Source organism: Tessaracoccus sp. ZS01 (assembly GCF_022342445.1).
Lineage (GTDB): Bacteria > Actinomycetota > Actinomycetes > Propionibacteriales > Propionibacteriaceae > Arachnia.
This window is the reverse complement of sequence record NZ_PQFE01000002.1, coordinates 106,710-123,925: the sequence shown is the minus strand read 5'-3', so window position 1 is coordinate 123,925 and position 17,216 is coordinate 106,710. Positions and strand designations below refer to the sequence as shown.

16 protein-coding genes are annotated in these 17,216 nt (G+C 68.5%); 8 read left to right on the top strand and 8 right to left on the bottom strand.

Annotated elements, in window-relative coordinates:
• The first annotated feature begins 28 nt into the window (after positions 1–28).
• Entirely contained in the window at positions 29–1,489 is a 1,461-nt protein-coding gene (locus C3E87_RS04370) for an HNH endonuclease signature motif containing protein (RefSeq protein ID WP_076059824.1), read from the top strand.
• Positions 1,490–1,562: 73 nt separating this feature from the next.
• Here C3E87_RS04370 and C3E87_RS04365 read toward each other — a convergent pair whose 3' ends face one another.
• The 4 genes from C3E87_RS04365 to C3E87_RS04345 all read right to left on the bottom strand — a co-directional run bounded on the left by C3E87_RS04365 (position 1,563) and on the right by C3E87_RS04345 (position 9,673).
• Positions 1,563–2,117, bottom strand: coding sequence for a hypothetical protein (locus C3E87_RS04365; RefSeq protein ID WP_076059822.1), 555 nt, complete (start codon positions 2,115–2,117; stop codon positions 1,563–1,565).
• 99 nt (positions 2,118–2,216) lie between these two features.
• Positions 2,217–6,425 (bottom strand): isocitrate lyase/phosphoenolpyruvate mutase family protein, encoded by a 4,209-nt coding sequence (locus C3E87_RS14740; RefSeq protein WP_198928199.1) that lies wholly within the window; start codon positions 6,423–6,425, stop codon positions 2,217–2,219.
• A 43-nt stretch (positions 6,426–6,468) separates the two neighbouring features.
• The gene (locus tag C3E87_RS04350) at positions 6,469–8,058 is read right to left on the bottom strand and encodes a malate synthase (RefSeq protein WP_083665395.1); all 1,590 of its coding nucleotides are present in this window, start codon (positions 8,056–8,058) and stop codon (positions 6,469–6,471) included.
• Positions 8,059–8,269: 211 nt separating this feature from the next.
• On the bottom strand, positions 8,270–9,673 hold the full coding sequence (locus C3E87_RS04345) for a short-chain fatty acyl-CoA regulator family protein (protein ID WP_076059820.1): 1,404 nt from the start codon (positions 9,671–9,673) through the stop codon (positions 8,270–8,272).
• A 170-nt stretch (positions 9,674–9,843) separates the two neighbouring features.
• Between C3E87_RS04345 and C3E87_RS04340 the strand changes: the two genes are divergently transcribed.
• A complete protein-coding gene (locus tag C3E87_RS04340; RefSeq protein ID WP_198928198.1) occupies positions 9,844–10,014 on the top strand; it encodes a hypothetical protein in 171 nt (56 codons plus the stop codon).
• 16 nt (positions 10,015–10,030) lie between these two features.
• On the opposite strand, the gene C3E87_RS04335 is transcribed toward C3E87_RS04340, so the two are convergent.
• Positions 10,031–10,786: a DUF1801 domain-containing protein gene (locus tag C3E87_RS04335; protein WP_076059818.1), complete on the bottom strand. Its 756-nt coding sequence runs from the start codon at positions 10,784–10,786 to the stop codon at positions 10,031–10,033.
• Between the two features lie 81 nt (positions 10,787–10,867).
• Here C3E87_RS04335 and C3E87_RS04330 point away from each other — a divergent pair, with 81 nt between their 5' ends.
• From C3E87_RS04330 to C3E87_RS04320, 3 genes are all read left to right on the top strand, one after another.
• Positions 10,868–11,299 carry a VOC family protein gene (locus C3E87_RS04330; protein ID WP_076059816.1) on the top strand — a complete coding sequence of 144 codons (432 nt, stop codon included), beginning with the start codon at positions 10,868–10,870 and terminating at the stop codon, positions 11,297–11,299.
• 242 nt (positions 11,300–11,541) lie between these two features.
• Entirely contained in the window at positions 11,542–11,748 is a 207-nt protein-coding gene (locus tag C3E87_RS04325) for a cold-shock protein (protein ID WP_076059814.1), read from the top strand.
• Positions 11,749–11,905: 157 nt separating this feature from the next.
• Positions 11,906–12,691 (top strand): enoyl-CoA hydratase/isomerase family protein, encoded by a 786-nt coding sequence (locus C3E87_RS04320; RefSeq protein ID WP_076059811.1) that lies wholly within the window; start codon positions 11,906–11,908, stop codon positions 12,689–12,691.
• A 21-nt stretch (positions 12,692–12,712) separates the two neighbouring features.
• Here C3E87_RS04320 and C3E87_RS04315 read toward each other — a convergent pair whose 3' ends face one another.
• From C3E87_RS04315 to C3E87_RS04305, 3 genes are read right to left on the bottom strand one after another with little or no spacing between them, the layout of a single operon-like run.
• The gene (locus C3E87_RS04315) at positions 12,713–13,267 is read right to left on the bottom strand and encodes a peroxiredoxin (protein WP_076059809.1); all 555 of its coding nucleotides are present in this window, start codon (positions 13,265–13,267) and stop codon (positions 12,713–12,715) included.
• Positions 13,264–14,196, bottom strand: a complete 933-nt coding sequence (locus tag C3E87_RS04310) for a cytochrome c biogenesis CcdA family protein (protein ID WP_076059807.1) — start codon at positions 14,194–14,196, stop codon at positions 13,264–13,266. Before C3E87_RS04310 ends, C3E87_RS04315 begins: the two co-directional genes overlap by 4 nt.
• On the bottom strand, positions 14,196–14,498 hold the full coding sequence (locus C3E87_RS04305) for a glutaredoxin (protein ID WP_198928197.1): 303 nt from the start codon (positions 14,496–14,498) through the stop codon (positions 14,196–14,198). The genes C3E87_RS04310 and C3E87_RS04305 overlap by 1 nt, the downstream gene beginning before the upstream one ends.
• A 120-nt stretch (positions 14,499–14,618) precedes the next feature.
• On the opposite strand from C3E87_RS04305, the gene C3E87_RS04300 reads away from it, so the two are divergent.
• Genes C3E87_RS04300 through C3E87_RS04290 form a run of 3 tightly spaced genes read left to right on the top strand, consistent with a single transcriptional unit; the run spans position 14,619 to position 17,213 of the window.
• Entirely contained in the window at positions 14,619–15,326 is a 708-nt protein-coding gene (locus C3E87_RS04300; protein ID WP_076059805.1) for a response regulator transcription factor, read from the top strand.
• A complete protein-coding gene (locus tag C3E87_RS04295) occupies positions 15,323–16,438 on the top strand; it encodes a cell wall metabolism sensor histidine kinase WalK (protein ID WP_076059803.1) in 1,116 nt (371 codons plus the stop codon). The genes C3E87_RS04300 and C3E87_RS04295 overlap by 4 nt, the downstream gene beginning before the upstream one ends.
• A 46-nt stretch (positions 16,439–16,484) precedes the next feature.
• Complete coding sequence (locus C3E87_RS04290; protein WP_076059801.1) at positions 16,485–17,213, top strand: CPBP family intramembrane glutamic endopeptidase; 729 nt, start codon at positions 16,485–16,487, stop codon at positions 17,211–17,213.
• Positions 17,214–17,216: the final 3 nt, after the last annotated feature.

Sequence of the window (17,216 nt, the reverse complement as noted above, 5' to 3'; positions counted from 1 at the left end):
GACCGTGCGTTCCTTTAGAATAGTTCACATGAGCGAAGCGCGGGAACTGATGCAGCAGGGTATCGCTGCGCTCTGGGACGCCGCAGGCTCACTCCGCACTGATTCACCGGCCGCAGAACGGTTGGCCACCATGGTGCACACCGTCACCGAGGCCGAGGCCCAACTGGTCGGCCTGCGTCTCCACCTCCTGCACGAAGCCCGCCTCTCCGCCGCCGACAGTGTCGTCGACGAGGTCCGTCAATCGGTGCGCACCACCACCTCCCAGGCCACCGCGTCGTTGAAACTGGCGCTGGATCTCGGGGAGCGGTTCTCGCTGATCGCTGCGGCGTTGAACGACGGGGAAATTTCGCTGGCGCAGGCCGAGGCGATCGTCTCGGGGCTGCGGAAGCTGCCCGGCCGGTTGACCCGCGCAGATCTGGTGGAGTGCCAGAAGTCGGTGCTTGAACACGTGGACACGCTGGGGCCTTCGGAGTTGCGGGAGTTGGCGTCGCGGCTGGTCGAGGTGATTGATCCTGACCTGGCGGAGGCTGACGACGCGAAGCGTCTGGCAGCCGAAGAGCGGGCCGCGCGCAGGGGAAGGTTCCTGCGTCTGTCGCCGGACCATCACGGCTCGATCCGGATCACCGGCCTGCTACCGGTGGCAGATGCCGCGTTGTTGGCCGCGCAGCTGGAGGCGTTGCTGCCGTCGGCCTCCTCCTACGCGGACGCGGGCGAAACTCCGGGGCCGGACGTTCGACGCGCCGACGCCCTGGTGCTGCTGGCTCAGGCCGCCGCCGCTGCCGGTGACCTGCCTGCTCATGGCGGGGACCGGCCCCGGGTCCACATCACCATGAAACTCGACACCCTCACCACCGGGCTGGGAGCGGTCGGGTTGCCGGGCCTCGACGTCGACGGCCTCGCCCCAGGAGCGGCCCGCAGAATGGCGTGCGACGCGGGCGTGATCCCCATGGTGCTCGGCAGCGACTCCCAGCCCCTCGACGTCGGCCGCGAGCATCGGCTGTTCACCCCCGCCATCCGGGCCGCCCTGATCTTCCGTGACGGGGGCTGCGCGTTCCCCCACTGCACCGCCAGGCCGGCCTCGTGTGAGGCGCACCACATCGTCCCCTGGTGGGCAGGCGGAGGATCCTCACTCGCCAACGGCGTTCTCCTCTGCCCGCACCACCACCGGCTGGTCGAGCCAGACCCACACCAATCAGCCGAATCACAATGGCAGGTCCACCTGGATCCGGTCACCGGGCTGCCGTGGTTCACCCCACCGAGACATGTCGACCCCGCCCGCAGACCCAGGCAACACCGCAGACACCTGATGCGCGAACTCACCCCGTCAGCCAAGGCACCACCCCGCCCAGATGAGTCCGGAATCGCTGAACAGGTCAGCACCCAAGCTGATGTGGAGGAACCTGACTTCCGCCGGCTCGACGAACTCCTCGAACGCAGCGCGGCCGTCTGGCACCGAGACCGGAGCGACCCGCTTCCCGTTCCATCCTGACCTGGGCGCGAAATTGGGTCGTCGGCCCTGCGGCCGGCCCCAGAGCGACCCGCTCAGGACAAGGCGCCGCCGATCAGCGGTATCCCGGGTAGAAACCGTAGCCGGAGCGGTTCACGACATCGTGGGCCTGATCCACCGTCTCCTGGATGAAGCGGTCCACGAGATCCCTTCGCCGGATAGCGCTGGCGCACTCATCCATCAGCCGACCGGTCGGTGTATGTTTCCCGGCCTGGAAAAGGGCGGCGGCCACCAGGAGCAGCTCATTGTCGTGGAGTCCCGAAATGCCCGTGAGCTGGGCCGGCGGGTGGACGTGGTTGATCACGGGACGCGGAGGTGGGAGTGCGGCCAGGTGAGATTCCCAGTCGTAATGGTCGTCTGAGACGAGGTGCTTGTGCAGTTGCGCGAGCACGCGCTCGCCGGGGGCGCCACGCTCCGCCATGGGGAGCAGCCGTTTGGCCCTGCCCAGGACGGCCTGACTCGTTCGCCCGAGTGCCTCGCAGAGCTCGTCGATCACGGCGCCCTGTCGGCAGAGCGTGACCATGGTGCGGTAGTCGTCGTCGGTCCAGGGCTCACCCCGGCGGTCGGGTGCGGATGATTGAGGGACTGGATGCAGATTGCTCATCGACATGCCCTGATCTTCGCTGCGGGCGGGGCCAGGCCGTCAAAGTTATCCACAGGAGGGGCCGTGCGACACCTGCCGCACGGCCCTCCCCGTTGGAACGGGCAATCAGGCGTTCACGTCGGCCCGGGAGATCAGGTCCGACATCTCGCCGCTGTTCGGCGCGGTCAGGTCAGCCATCCGATCCTTGCTGACCCGCGCCACGATGATGTTGCCCAGCTCAGTGGCGACGTCGGAGTACAGGCCCTGGGCCTTCATCCGCTCGCACTGGGCGGCGTTGGCTTCCGTGGGCGAGACGTAGTGCACAGCGTCGGCCTTGAAGCGCTGGATCATGTACAGGTGCACCAGCATCGAGAGGCGCTTCTTGCGGAGGTTGTCGTCGAAGGTGTTCTGGTCGCGCACCGAGATGAAGGTGCGTCCGTGGCGGTCGTTGATGGGGGCGAACACGATGTTGTGCACCTTGTCGTCCGGCCCGCGGTAGACCGCCAGTTCCAGCAGTTCGGGCGCCTCCCGGCTGGGCCGCAGGCTCGCCTGCAGCGGTGCCCCGAGCCCGTTGAACTCAGCCCACTCGGCCAGCCAGTCTTCGAGGACCTTCTTCGGCAGTTCGGTCTGCACCAGGTGCTGGGTCTGGGTGGAGCCCTTGCCCATCGCCTTGGTGGTGGCGGTGCGTGCCGAGCAGGCGGCCAGCGCCGCGTCGAGACGCGGGCCGCCGACATGGGTCTGCGGCGTCCGGTACGGCGACTCCAGCAACCTGATCCGGCGCTGCACCTTGGCGAGGGCCAGCATGCCGTCGTGCATGAGCGCGGAGGCGAACTCCTCGCCGGCCACACCGTCGATCTGGTGCCCGCCGTAGGTGATGAAGTTGAACACGAAGCCCGCAGCTCCCAGTTTCGCCGGGAACTCGCGCATCTCGTCGTCGGTCATGCCGGTGGAGTCCCAGTTGAACGATGGCGACAGGTTGTAGGCGAGCATCTTGTCGGGGAACACCTCGTGCATCGCCCTGGCGAAGTGCTCGGCCTCCCTGATGTCGGCCGAAGCCGTCTCCATCCAGATGATGTCCGCGTAGGGCGCCACGCTCAGCGACTTGCGGATGGCGTACTCGATACCCCCGCGCACCTGGTAGAAGCCTTCGGGGGTGCGGGCGACGTCGGCGTTCCAGTAGAAGTCGATGCCTAGCTCGCGCGCCTTGTCACGCACCATCCAGAAGGAGGCATCCGCCGCGAACTCGCGCCACTCATCCTCGCTGATCGGCAGGTCTGCGTCGTCGGCGGCCAGCAGTTGGAGGCGGTTCGCCACGGCCTCCCCGATGGTCATCAGGCCGGCTGCGGCCTCCCACAGGCCCACCATGTCGTTGACCAGGCCGTCGTACGTCTCATCGACGATGGGTTCGGCTGCGCCCACGAGCCGGGTGGCCGCCTGCCCTGCCTTGGCCATCAGGCCGTTGTGCTCCAGCCAGGCGTCGGCCGCGGCGTACTCCTCGTCGGTGATCGTGTAGAGCTGGAAGCCGGACAACACCTTCGTGCCCGCCGTGTGCATGGCGCGCATGAGCGCAAGGGTGACGAGCTTGTACGACGGGATGGACGGATTGGTCGCGCCCAGGACGAAGGGGTGGTCGCGCTCGTCACCGTTGTTGTCGAGGAGGGTGGCCGCTTCGGCGTCGGTGCGGGCGACGATGAGGCCCGGCACGCCCATGATGTCGAGCTGGAACCGCGCCGCGTTGAGACGCTTGATCTGCTCGTCGACCCCCACGAGCACCTTGCCGCCCTGGTGGCCGCACTTCTTCGTGCCGGGGCGCTGGTCCTCGATGTGGTAGCCCGTCACGCCCACCTCGACGAAGCGGCGGATGAGGTTGCGCACGTGGGCGTCGCCACCGTGGCCGGTGTCGGCATCGGCGATGATGAACGGCCGGTAGTCGACGGGGGCGGGGGCCACCGCGAGGTCATCTGGGCGCATGCGGGCCCGTAGGTAGGTCTGGTTGCGGTCAGCGGTCAGCAGCGCGCGCACGATGCCGGCCGCCTCGTCGGGAACCTGCGAGAGGGGGTAACTGGCCAGGTCCGCGCCCGGGTCCTCGGTGACCGATCCCTTGGCCGAGGTGGCCCAACCGCCCAGGTAGATGCCCTCCATGCCCATGCGCTTCATGGTCACGGCCTGGCTGGGGGAGTAGGGGCCGAACGTGGTGATCGACTTCTTCTCCGAGAACAGCTCGCGCAGCCGCGTGTGGAAGGCGGCGGCGTTGTCGCGGGCGATCGGGTACGCCGTGGGGATGGTGCCGCGCTGCTCCGCCACCTGGCGGGCCGAGTAGAGCCGCTTGATTCCGGCGAAGCGGTCGCCGTCCATGTACTGCTGGATGTCGGTGGCGGTCTGATCGATGGTCATGTCAGGTCCCTCGTTGGTTGACGTGATGGGATGGTCGGAGGGCGTCGGCGCTGCGGCCAGATCGAGGTTCCAGGTGATGCGGGTGCCGTCGTCGGCGAACGCGTTGAGGTACCGCTCGATCCGGGCCTCGGCCTCGCGCAGGTCGTGGTTGTTGAGGTTGAGGTTGAGCAGATCGATGTACCAGGGCGCCTTGACCGGGTATGTGACGTAGGCCCGCACGATCTCCCGCGCGATGGGTAGGGTCGTGGTCTTCGACACCTCGTGGACGTCCTTGCCATCCGCGGCGACGAGCTTGTGATACTCCTCGTCGAGGAGCCGTTCGAACAGTTCCGCGGTCATCGGATCCCCGGCCCTGACGCCGGTCTCGTCGTCGTCGGCGGTGAACGTGGCGCTCTTGTGCAGCCACTCCCACAGCACTGAGAGGCGGATCTCGCCCGTGGCCGCGTCCTCCATCAGGTAGAGCACGCTGTCGTCGCCGAAGAAATCCGCAGGCTTGAGCGCCGCGGCCTGGAACCCCTGGCCGAACGCGTTGCCGTACTGGAGCCCCACGCTCAGGAGGTCGCGGGCGCCGCGGACGGTGCGGGGCGCGTCCTCCAGCTGGGTCAGGGCACGGGCGTCCTCGGCGGTGTAGGTCAGCGCCGGGAACTCGCGCCCGAGCTGGTTGTCGTCGCCGACGCGTTCCCAGACGGGCCGCATGATGTGCACCATCTTCCAGTGGGCCACCCACTTGCCCGAGGCGCCCTCGCGCTGCTCGCGCTCGCCGCCGCCCACCGCCCTGGTCATGGCCGTGGCCACCCCCTCCTCGCTGCCGACGGGGATGTTGGGCTCCATCCCGCCCTGCCAGAGCGCGAAGTTGCCCGCCGCGTCCGGCGTGTTGACGGCCCGGCGGACGCGGTCCTCGTAGGCCCGCATGTAGGCGTACGTCATGGTGATGGCGTCGATGTTGGGGTTGGTGAACTCAGGATCCCAGGCCATGGCGTCGGAGACTGAGTTGATGTAGTCCCAGCGGCCGGTGTTGAAACCGACGAAGTGGAGGCCGAGCGCCGCCCGGATCTCCATGAGCTGGAAGGAGGCTTCCACCTGCTCCACCAGCACGTAGCCGAGGATGGTGCCACGTGTAAGGCCCAGATGGTCCTCGAGCGCGTCCATCAACCGGCCCCAGTGGGCGGCCTCGGCGGCGGTCTGGATCTTGGGCAGGTACAGCACGATCGAGCGACCCTGCTCAGCCAGGTCGCGGTGGTTGTGCACGACGTAGAGCACCAGGTCGGTGATGCTGGCAGAGAAGCCCCGGCCGTCGTCGTGCGTGAGGTGGCGGTCGTCGAGGTGGAGTCCGCGGCAGCGGAAGATCCGCGTGGTGAACCCCAACTGTTCGCGCCAGTCGCCGATGATCTCCCGGCCGAGGAAGCCGCGGGCCCACTCGTTCATCTCGCCGGCGACCTGCTCGGCCACGTCGAGGAACTGCGGATCGTTGGCGACCATGAGGCGCAGGTTGCGCTGGGCGTCGAGAGACATGAACCCGGTCTGGCCGAGGGCGTCCTCGCCGTCGAACATCCAGCCGTCGGCGCCGGACAGCAGGGCGTAGGCGACGTTGCGCAGCCCGGACGCGACGCTCGCCTGCGGCTTCGTGCTTGGCCCTGTGCCTTGGATCCACTGCCGACGCAGGTCCGCGGGAATCACCGGACCGGTGAAGCGGCCGGCGCGCGCATCGGCGACGGTGATCCCGGTGCCCTCGATGACGGAGTCCTCGGCAAGGAAATCGAGGGGTTGCCGCTCGTTGGCGCGTGTGGTCCGGCGTCGGATGCGGCGGTCCATGAGCTCCGCGCGCTGGGTGTCCAACCCGGCGAGCGCCTCGAGGGCGGCCACGGTTTCCGGGGTGTAGACGTCCGGGTAGGCGGCAAGAGCCGCGGGGTTGATGCGAATGGTGGTCTGCACGGTCGACATTGACAGATGCTCCTTCTTTTCTGAACGGTGTGATGGGGGGAGGTCAGGCGTCGAGGAGGTAGCGCCGGTAGGCGTGTTCGGTGACCGACGGGGGCAGGACCTCGCCCAGGGCTCCGAACTCGACGAGGTGGCGGATCGCCGCGAGCCGGCCGTCGTCGCGGGACCCGTCGTCGGTGCTGAGCGCCTCGAGTTCCCGGTCCAGCGCGTCGGCCAGCACGTGCCGGGTGACGGGTCGTCCGTCGTCGCTGGTGACCCCGGTCCGGGACCACTGCCACAGCTGGGCCCGCGCGATCTCTGTGGTGGAGGTCTCCTGCAGCAGGCCGTCGACGGCGATCTCACCGCGGCCGTCGAGCCAGGCGTCGAGGAACCGGACCAGAACGGCCATGTTCGCCGCGATCCCATCGGCCGTGACGGGGCCGGGCTCCTCCAGGGTGAGCAGGTGCTCCGTGGTGACGCCGGGGTCGTCGAGCTTGGCCTCGAGCTGGTGGGGTTGGCTGGCCAGGACGCCGGCGTAGGCCTCGCGGCACGTGCCGATCAGGTCCACCTGCGCGACCCAGGAGCCGTCGAAACCGCGGCGGGCGTCGCTCTCCTTGGCAGCTCGGACCTGCTCCGAGGAATCCACCTCGTCCGTGGTCGTGGCGGTGAGGCCGCCGAGGGCATGGGCCCCGCGTCGGTGCGCCGTGTGGACCAGCAGGTCGAAGAAGGCCTGCAGGTGACCGGCGTCGAAGGTGATGTCCCGGCGGTCCGGCAGCTGGAAGCTGGCATCCCCGCCGAGTTGCTTGATGATGCTGAAGATGTAATCCCAGCGACCCGCTGCGAGGCCCGCCGCGTGCCCGCGCAGTTCGAAGAGGATCTCGTCCATCTCGAAGGCTGCGGTGATGGTCTCGATGAGGACTGTCGCGCGGATGCAGTTGGCCGGCAGCCCCAGTGAGGCCTCGGCGAAGTCGAAGACGTCGTTCCAGAGGCGGGCCTCCTGGTGGGTTTCGAGCTTCGGCAGGTAGAAGTACGGGCCGCGGTCCTGCTCGAGCAGCGGGGCCGCGTTGTGGAAGCAGTGCAGTGCGAAGTCCACGAGGCTGGCGGGGACGGGCTCGGAGTCGACCTTGATGTGGCGCTCGAGGAGGTGCCAGCCCCGCGGGCGCAGGACGACGGTGGGGCCACCCTCGGCCCGGATCCCGGGCAGGCCGCCCGCCACCGTGGCCTTGACGTTGAGGTGGCCGGTGATGATGTTGGCCCAGGTGGGGCTCGTGGAATCCTCGAAGTCGGCGATCCAGACGTCGGCGTCCGAGTTGAGCGCCTCGATGCAGGAGGCTGCGTCGACCGGGCCGCTCAACTCGACGACGCGACGCTCGAGGCCGGGGGCCGGCGCCGGGACCGACCAGTCGTCGTTGCGGATCGCGGTGGTCTCGGGCAGGAAGCCGAGGGTGTCGCGGCGGGTGGTGCGGCGGAAGCGGGCATCCAGCAGAGCAAGGCGGCGCTTGCCGAACTTGCGGTGGAGGGCGCGGATGAATTCCAGCGCCTCGGGGGTGAGAAGGGTTTCGTCTCCGGGGACCGGATCCCCGACCACCGACAGGTGGTATCCCGCGGAGGGCGTCGTTGCCTGGAGACGGTTTGTCTGGGATGGGTTCGTGAACATGTCGATAAGCATCCGTTGCGCCCTGAGGAGGCCACAAGGGTGCCGATTTGCCAAGTATGGAAAACCACAAACGGCACTTCAGCGAAGTCAGTGAAAACTCGCACCGTTGCCGTCGTTGTTGTGAACGCTCACACCGCCTGCGCAATCAGGAGCTGACTAGGTGCTTCCGACACCTTCAAGTGCAAAGAACCGCCAAGCGGGAAGCGACGCCTCAGGTTGACAGTGGGTACGGAGCGAAGCTACTGCGTGACTCGTCGACGCGCAGCGCCAGCCCGACGGGAGGGGTGGCCCGCTGGATGCAGCGGGGCCGGTCGCACGTCCGGCAGCCGGGGCCGATGGGCACCACGTCCGGCTCGATGAGGTCGAGGCCGAGGCTGTAGATGAGCCTGCCCGCCTGCCGCAGTTCGCAGCCGAGCCCGATCACGAAGGTCTTGGCGGGGCTACCGTAGCCGCCCCGACGATGGGTGACCGTGCGGGCGATCCACAGGTAGCGGTGACCGTCGGGCATCTCCGCCACCTGCACCTTGACCTGGCCCGGCGAACTGAACGCCTCGTAGATGTTCCACAGGGGGCAGGTGCCGCCGTCGCGCGAGAAATGGAAACCCGTGGCCGACTGGCGCTTGGAGACGTTTCCGGCCCGGTCGACCCGGATGAAGATCAGGGGGACGCCGCGCATCCCAGGTCGCTGCAGCGTGCTGAGACGGTGCGCGGCGGTCTCGTACCCCACGTCGAAGTGCTCGGCCAGTTCCTCGACGTCGTAGCGGAGCCTCTCCGCGCGCCTGAAGAACTCCGTGTACGGCAGCACCAGTGCCGCCGCGAAGTAGTGCGCCAGACCGATCCGCGCGAGGGTCCGGCTCGTTTCGTCGGGCCATTCGACGGTGGCCAGCGCCTCGTCGAGCAGGTGCTCGGCCTCGAGGTAGGCCAGTTGCGTCGCCATCCGGAAGGCCTGTTGCCCTTCGCGCAGATCCGGGGCCAGGACGAGCGTGCGGTGCCGCTCGTCATAGGCGTGCATGTCCTGGGCGAGCCCGCCACGGTCGATGGTGACCTGCACCCCATGGACCGCCTCCAGGTGGGAGCGGAGTTGGTGCATCAGGTCGCCGCCGCGGTGCCCCACAGCCTTCGCGAGTCGCTCGGCGGTACGGTCGAGCGCGTTGAAGTAGTTGAGGTGCTTGTCGAAGAACTCCAACACCCGCTCGTGCGGCATCAGCGCCAACCGCCCGCCGGCGCGCGCCGTGTCCGATTCCACGAGGGTGACGGCGTCGCGGTACCCCCGGTGGAGACGGACGATGGCCTCGGTGACCTCAGGCATGGTGCGGGCGATCTGCTGCAGGTCGCTCAAGGGGAGGGTGCGCGCCTCGTCGTCGGAGGATTCGCGCAGCGCCTCACGCAGCTGGGCCAACTGGCGGGCGGTGTCACGCGGGGAGAAGTACGACGGATCGATGCCGAAGAGTTCCGTCAGACGGACGAGGACGGTGACGGTCAGCGGCCGGGTGTCGTGCTCGATCTGGTTGAGGTAGCTGGGGGAGATCACCAGCACGCGCGCGAGCTCCACCTGGGACAGCCCGCGCTCCTCGCGCAGTCTCCTCAGGCGTGCACCACCGAACACCTTCTCCATGTCGACACGCTAGCGTCCCGCGTCTCTCGCGTTGGCAGAATTGGCAACCTGTGGCTGGCGCTGCCAACTCACCACCCGGGGCGGGGGATTGCCGTTCGGCTCCCGGCCGCGGCGCTGCGGGAACGGGGAGTAGATTTCGTCCTCGGAGGTGCGGCGTGGATCGCTGGTGGATGGTTCTCTCGATTGCGGCAGGGGTGTTCCTCGTGGCCTTCGGCGGTCTCGTGGTCATGGCTGGACAGGCCGACGACTCACCGGGCCTGGGTGGGCTGGGACTCATCACCGTCGTCATCGGCGCCGTGCTGCTCGTGCGCACGCTGCAGGGACACGTCCGTCGCCGCTGACCGGGTTGAACCGGGCTCAGCCTCCCGTCGTCAGCAGCGCCGCGAAGACCCGGGCCAGCAACTCCCGGGGAAGGGGCTCGTCCAGCGGGAACCACAGCGTCCCCTTGCCGCGTCGGTAGGGCTTCAGTTCCCCCTCCAGGGCGCTGTCCTTCGGCACGGGGTAGACGCCGATGTGATCGCGCCACCCCGAGATGAATCCGTGGGCCCGTTTCGTGCCCGCCGGGCGGTAGCCGATGATGTCGTAGCTGAACACCTCCTGCGCCTCAGGGGCCACCTCGCGGACCAGTGCCCTCAACTCATCCAGATGGGGACGGGCGGCTTGCGGCACCGAGGCCAGGTATTCGTCGACGGTGGCGGGTTTGGCCGGCGGGGGTTCGGCGTGGTGCTGGAATGAGCGTTGCACCAACTCGCGCAGGACCTCCGCGTCGACATCGGCGAGCTTGTTGAGGTACAGGCAACTGACGCCGGTACGGTGCTTGCCCAGGCGGTCGAGCAGGTCGCCGTGCCGCTCGAAACCCTCGGGGATGTAGACCGTGATGGCGGATCGCCGCGGGCTGAAGGACAGCAGCCCCATCTCGCCCTCGCGCCCGGACGCGAGCCGGTAGGAGGTGCTGCCGAAGCCGATGATGGTGGGTCCCCACATCACCGGTTCCTCCCCGGAGACCTCCCGCATCATGACGATGAGCTCCTCCGCCTCCCCGCGACGACGCGCGTCCAAGCCGTCGAGGAAGTCCGGCACCGGAGTGGCGGTGGGTCGGGTCTTGTTCTCCATACGCACACGCTAAGCCACGTTCGCCGAGGAGAATTGTGATTGGCACACGCGGCGTGTGTCACACGTGCACGAGGAGCAGCGATGAACCGGGTAACGCACTTCGAGATCCACGCGGGAGACGTCCAGCGGGCTGTCGACTTCTACCGCAGCGTCTTCGGCTGGGCCATCGAGGACTGGTCCGAGTTTGCAGGGATGCCCTACATGGGCGTCGTCACCAGGGAGGAGGGCACCCCGGGCATCAACGGCGCGATCATGAAGAGGATGGGTGACAACCCGGCCCCGGGCAGTCCTGTCGCCGGCTCCGTGATCACCGTCGAGGTGGACGACTTCGACGCGGCCGGCGACCGGATCGTCAGCGCGGGTGGCACGGTCGCCATGCCGAAGTACGCGCTGCCGGGAATGGCCTGGCAGGGCTACTTCGTGGACACGGAGGGCAACGTCTTCGGCGTCCACCAGCCCGACGAAACCGCAGGCCTCGACGCCGGGCAGGCCCGGGCGGAGGGCGCGTCCTGACCCGTTCCGGCGGGCCGTGAGGTGGCTATGCAGAGAAGTGCCAGGAATCAAAATCCTCGAATTTGACGCCTGACTCGCAGTTTGGGCCCGAATGAGGCTAAGCTGGAGACCTGCTCGGCAGTAGGTGTTGTACAGCCATTAGGCAATGGTCGTCAGGCCACGCGGTTCCCTCTGAGAAGTGTGACGAGCAGACACCAGTTGTGGTCGAAAGTCGGCCACACAAAGCCAGAAGGGCTTAAGTCATGGCTACAGGTACGGTCAAGTGGTTCAACGGTGAGAAGGGCTTCGGGTTCATTGCACCCGACGACAAGTCGGAAGATGTATTCGTGCACTTCTCGGCCATCAAGTCCACGGGCTACCGGTCGGTAGAAGAAGGAGAGAAGGTCGAGTACGACGTCGAGCAGGGTCCCAAGGGTCTCCAGGCCTCGAACGTCACCGTCCTTCGCTGACGCTTAGAGCTCAAAGGGCCGTTGCCTCCAGAAATGGAGGCAGCGGCCCTTTGTTATTCCATCCGTCTCCCCACCGGAAGGTTGCGACACCGCCTCAAAGTCCCTTGACCCACGTGGGTCTAGGGTTGATCCAGGATCCGACGCAAAGGAGCGTGCCGTGACAGATCCTCTCCTGGTCTCAATCGACGATGGCCTGGCCCATCTCACCCTCAACCGCCCTGAGCGGCTCAACGCCTTCAACGCTGATCTCGCCCGCGCCTGGGAGAAGGCGACGGTCGACATAACCTCACGCAGCGACGTCGGGGCCATCCTGATCGACGGGGCCGGCCCCGGCTTCTGCGCGGGCGGGGACGTCATCGACATGGCCACGACCATGGGCTCGCCGTCGGATCTGGAGGAGTTGGCGCACACCATCAACCGGGGGATCAGGGCCCTGACCGAGTCGAGCATCCCTGTGGTGGCTGCGGTCCACGGCGTGACGGCCGGAGGCGGACTGGGCGTGCTGCTCAGCTCCGACTACGTGGTGGCCGCCGCCGGAGCCCGGATTGGAAGCCGCTACGCGAACATCGGCCTCACCCCTGACCTTTCCGTCACCGCGCAGTTGTCCCGCGCCGTCGGCACCCGTCGCGCGCTGCAACTCGTGTTGTCAGACCGCATGCTCACCGCCGAAGAAGCGCAGTGCTGGGGCCTGGTTGCAGAAGTGGTGCGGGGCGAGGGATACGCCACCCGCGCCCACGCCGTCGCCCGGAGCTGGCTGGACGGCGCGGCCAGTGCCTACGGCGAGGCGAAGCGCCTCATCCGGTCATCGTGCTCGCGGTCCTTCGCGGATCAACTGGACGAGGAGGCCCGCACCATAGCGGCCAGCTTCGGTACGGACGAGGCGCGGGACCGGATCAACGCGTTCCTGCAGGCCAAGACGGAGCGGGCGACGCGCGGTTCGTGACCGGCCCGCTGTTCGGACGGTTCAGCTCTTGAGACGGCTGACCGCTTCGTCGAGGAGGTCCTGGGGAGCGAGCCACATCGACGGGTAGTTGCCGTACCACCGCTGTACCCCGTCGCCGTCGATGAGCACGAAGCCGTGGCCGGGCAGGCCCGGGTGCATGCCCTTGTCGAGGACGTCGTAGGCCTTCGACACCTTCCCGTCATCCAGGAGGAACGGCGTTGTGACACCGAACTGGTCCATGTCGGCCTGGATCTGCTCAGCCGTGTTCATCACGATGGGCAGCACCCTGATGCCGGCCTCGGCGAAGCCCGCGTGCTTCTCGATCTCCGCCATCTGCATCGTGCAGGACGCGCAGCCTGCCCCCTCGTTGAAGTACAGGATCACGGGGCTGGGGCGCAGTTCGCTGAGCGTGACGCTCTCGCCCGCCGTCGTGGCGAGGGTGAAGTCCGGCGCCCGGTGCTCCGTGTCGCCGGATTCCGGGACGGCGGTCCACAGGCCGTAGCCGGTGACGGCGAGGATGACGACGGTGGTCAGCGCGCCGAGCGCCCTGATCCAGACGAGCCTGGGGTCCTTCATCGGAGCTCCTTCGAAGACGTGGCCGGTTCGGCCGGGCAGCAGTCATGGGCCGCCGCGACGGTGTCGCGGCGCCGGGTGCGGTCGCGCAGAGTGGCGACCACGAAGAGGGACACGAGCGCGAGCAGGCCCAGTCCGAGGATCGCCTCCGGAACGGGCGCGGTGACTGCAACGAGCCACGCGAAGCTGTCGCTCAGCCAGGCGCCGAACCCGAGCAGGGGCGCATCGCCCCCGGTCATGTCGTCCGCGCCGGCCTGCCCGATGACCAGGACGCCCATGATGACGAAACCGGTCGCCACGAGCAGATTCACCGTGTTCGTGGAGTAGCTGAGCCGACCCAGCGACAGCTTCACCGGCCGCGCCCTGAGGCGACGCATGCCCTCCGGTCGCTTGTCCCAGAGCAACGCCATGACGAAGAGGGGGATGACCATGCCGAACACGTAGGCGGCGCCCAGCAGGAGCCCCCCGGCAGCCGAGCCGGAGAGGGCCGACAGCGTCATGACGCCGGCGAGAACCGGGGCACAACAACTCGAGGCGATTCCGGAGAAGACGCCGAGACTGAAGAAGGTGCCGGTGTCGCCGCGCGCGGTGTCCGGCGCCCGCAGGAACGAGGGCATCGACCACATGGCACCCGACAGGGCCAGCGCGCCCAGCCCGATCATCAGGAGGCCGCCCGCCCAGTAGAGCACCACGTGGTATTTCGCGATGGCGCCGGCGATGATGCTGACGCCCATCGTGATGGGCACCAACACGGCGGCCAGTCCGGCCGCGAACACGAACGTGAGGGGGAGTAGACGCCACCGTCGGTTCTTCGCCGCGGCGGCGAGGTAACTGGGGGCGAGGAAGACGATGCAGCAGGGAGCGAACAGAGCCACACCCCCGGCGAGGAATGCTGCCAGGATGCCCCCTGCACCCAGGAGATCGGCGCCCATCAGCGGGCCTCCAGTTCGGTGACGAGGCGCGCCAGTTTGCCGCGCGGGATCCGCCCGTCGTGGAACCGCCGCCCCTCTACCAGCGTGAGCGGGAACATGGCGGGCCTGTGCGTGGCGATGAGCGCGGCACCTTCGTCGGAGTCGGCGGCCACCGTCCTGAGGCGCAAGAGGCCCACATCCTGCAGGTCCCGGAGCCGCGCGTGGGCGTCGTCGCAGAAGTGGCAGGCGGGGGCCGTGACCAGGATCACCTCGGCCGGTTCGGTGCCGGCTCGCGGCGCTGCGGTCAGTGCTGTCTCTCTCACCCCTCCAGAGTCGCCTCACGAGGTCAGGAATCGGCTCAGGAGAGGTCAAGGTCTGATCAAGGAAACTGGTGGGTGCGCTCAATTACATGGCGGGAGGATCATGACCCGGATAATGGCCGCATGACGAACCCAGGAACCCCGCAGATCCTGATCGTGGACGACGAACGTGCGCTCGCCGGCATCGTCGCGTCCTACCTCGACCGTGCCGGCTTCGCGACGTTTCTCGCCCACACCGGGCCGGAGGCGGTGTCGAGGGCGCGGGCGCTGGACCCGGACGTCATCATCCTCGACCTCGGGCTGCCCGGGCTGGACGGCATCGAGGTGTGCCGCGAGGTACGTACCTTCTCTGACTGCTACATCCTGATGCTCACGGCCCGCACCGACGAGGTGGACAAGTTGATCGGTCTCTCGGTAGGTGCCGACGACTACGTCGCCAAGCCGTTCAGCCCCCGCGAAGTGGTGGCCAGGGTCAACGCAGTGCTCCGCAGACCGCGCCGTGCCCCGGTGCCGACGGCGGAAGCATCCGAGACCCGGACCTTCGGTGCGCTCCGAATCGACAGTGACGGCCGGGAGGCGTCGGTTGCGGGTGAGGAGGTGCCCCTGACCCGCACAGAATTCGACATCCTCGATGCCCTGTCGGCGCGACCCCACCTGGCCATGAGTCGCCGGCAGATCATCGATGAGGTGTGGGGCCCCTCGTGGGTGGGCGATGAGCATGTGGTCGACGTCCACGTGGCGAACCTGCGCAAGAAGCTCGCTGATCAACCGGGCGAGCCCCGATACCTCCTCACCATCCGCGGCGTCGGCTACCGGATGGGGCAGGGATGAGCAGGGCCGCGGTGCTCGGACGTCTGCGGTGGGGAACCCGTGCGTTCCTCACCCAGGCGATGGTGGTCACAGCCGGGCTCCTCGCCGCGGCCCTCGGGGCCGCGGTCGTCGGGCCGCCCCTCTTCCACGGACACCTCCTCCAACTCGGACACACCGAGGGGGCCCCCGAGATGAGGCACGTCGAGCAGGCGTTCATGGAAGCCGGGCTGGCGTCCCTGGGAGCAGGGTTCCTGGTTGCGCTGGGCGTGGCGACCGGTCTGGCCTGGCTGGAGACCCGCAGGCTGCGGCGGCCCCTCGACGAACTCACCGCGGCCAGCGAACGCCTGGAGGTGGGGGATTACCAGGCCCGGGTCCCCATCGGCGGCACCAGCCGCGAGTTCGACGCCGTGGCTGAGGCCTTCAACGCGATGGCCGGACGCCTGGATTCCGTCGAGGCCAGCCGTCGACGGCTCCTCTCCGATGTCGCCCACGAACTCCGGACGCCGCTGGCGACGCTGACGGCCGAGTTGGAGGCGCTCAGCGACGGCGTGGTCCCGTGGGACGGCGCGAGCCAGGACCTCCTCGCGCTGCAGGCGTCGCGCCTGCGGCAGATCGCAGCCGATCTCGACGATGTGTCCCGTGCCGAGGAGGGCCGCTTCACCCTCGAAACGCAGCCCCAGGCGGTCCGGGACCTGGTGGCCGCCGCCGTCGTTTCACTGGCGCACAGGTTCGAGGAGAAGGGAGTCGCCTTGGTCGCTGACGACACCACCGCCGTCGTCCTGGCCGATGCGCAGAGGGTGGGACAGATCCTCGCCAACCTGCTGGGCAACGCACTGCGGCACACCGCAGCCGGCGGGCACGTCACCATCTCGACGGCCGTGCTCCCCGGCAATGTCCAGATCCGGGTCACCGACACCGGAGACGGGCTCACGCCCGACCAGTTGGCCAAGGTGTTCGACCGTTTCTACCGGACGGACACGGCCCGGGGCCGCGATGCGGCTGGTTCCGGCATCGGGCTCACCATCGCCCGGAGCCTCGCGCTTGCCCACGGCGGGTCGCTGACCGCGACCAGCCCCGGGCCGGGACAGGGGTGCACATTCACGCTCACCCTGGCGGCCGCCGGCGGGAATTGACTGCGGCCACCTGACCGACGCACCGACGGGTGGCAGACTGGCGCTCATGTGGCACGCGGCAGTCATCACCGAACTGCGCGACTTCCTGCGCGCCTCCCTGGCGGAGCCGGTCACGGCCCACGTCGTGGAAGAACCCCAGGTGCTGCGGCGCCGCCGCGTCGTCGCGGGGCTCGGCTACGCGGTCGGCACCATCGCGCTGGCGGCGACCCTGCGCATTGAGGCCGGCGACGAGCTCTTCTACCCGGCGGCGCTCGGGCTCGCGGCGATCTGGGGCGTCGGGGCGTTGTTGGCGGGGCCGCTGCGCCTGGGTTCGGCCCGCACCCGCGCCGGCGGCGTGACCACCCCCGTCATCCAACCCTTCGCGCTCGGGGCACTGCTCGTGGTCCTCTTCCTCGCCGGCGCAGCGGTCGTCGCGGGCATCCCCCTACTGCGGGAGCCCGTGGACGACCTGCTCGACCACGCCCGCTACGGGTCGCTGCCCATCGTGCTCGCCCTCACGCTGCTCAACGGGGTCGTGGAGGAGTTGTACTTCCGCGGCGCCCTCTTCTCGGCCTTCGCCCCGCGCCATGCCGTCGCGGGCACAACCGTGCTCTACACCCTGACCACCATCGGCTCCGGCGTGCCGTTGCTCGTGCTGGCAGCCGCCGTGCTGGGGTTCGTGACCGCGCTGCAGCGCCGCGTCACCGGCGGCGTGCTCGCGCCCATCATCACGCACATCACCTGGTCCACCGGCATGCTCCTGCTGCTCCCCACCGTCCTACAGATCTCGAGGTAACCG

Excerpts from the sequence above, each read along its gene's own strand:
- C3E87_RS04370 (WP_076059824.1), top strand. The coding sequence starts at position 29 with ATGAGCGAAGCGCGGGAACTGATGCAGCAGGGTATCGCTGCGCTCTGG.
- C3E87_RS04365 (WP_076059822.1), bottom strand. The coding sequence starts at position 2,117 with ATGTCGATGAGCAATCTGCATCCAGTCCCTCAATCATCCGCACCCGAC.
- C3E87_RS14740 (WP_198928199.1), bottom strand. The coding sequence starts at position 6,425 with ATGTCGACCGTGCAGACCACCATTCGCATCAACCCCGCGGCTCTTGCC.
- C3E87_RS04350 (WP_083665395.1), bottom strand. The coding sequence starts at position 8,058 with ATGTTCACGAACCCATCCCAGACAAACCGTCTCCAGGCAACGACGCCC.
- C3E87_RS04345 (WP_076059820.1), bottom strand. The coding sequence starts at position 9,673 with ATGGAGAAGGTGTTCGGTGGTGCACGCCTGAGGAGACTGCGCGAGGAG.
- C3E87_RS04340 (WP_198928198.1), top strand. The coding sequence starts at position 9,844 with ATGGTTCTCTCGATTGCGGCAGGGGTGTTCCTCGTGGCCTTCGGCGGT.
- C3E87_RS04335 (WP_076059818.1), bottom strand. The coding sequence starts at position 10,786 with ATGGAGAACAAGACCCGACCCACCGCCACTCCGGTGCCGGACTTCCTC.
- C3E87_RS04330 (WP_076059816.1), top strand. The coding sequence starts at position 10,868 with ATGAACCGGGTAACGCACTTCGAGATCCACGCGGGAGACGTCCAGCGG.
- C3E87_RS04325 (WP_076059814.1), top strand. The coding sequence starts at position 11,542 with ATGGCTACAGGTACGGTCAAGTGGTTCAACGGTGAGAAGGGCTTCGGG.
- C3E87_RS04315 (WP_076059809.1), bottom strand. The coding sequence starts at position 13,267 with ATGAAGGACCCCAGGCTCGTCTGGATCAGGGCGCTCGGCGCGCTGACC.
- C3E87_RS04310 (WP_076059807.1), bottom strand. The coding sequence starts at position 14,196 with ATGGGCGCCGATCTCCTGGGTGCAGGGGGCATCCTGGCAGCATTCCTC.
- C3E87_RS04300 (WP_076059805.1), top strand. The coding sequence starts at position 14,619 with ATGACGAACCCAGGAACCCCGCAGATCCTGATCGTGGACGACGAACGT.
- C3E87_RS04295 (WP_076059803.1), top strand. The coding sequence starts at position 15,323 with ATGAGCAGGGCCGCGGTGCTCGGACGTCTGCGGTGGGGAACCCGTGCG.
- C3E87_RS04290 (WP_076059801.1), top strand. The coding sequence starts at position 16,485 with ATGTGGCACGCGGCAGTCATCACCGAACTGCGCGACTTCCTGCGCGCC.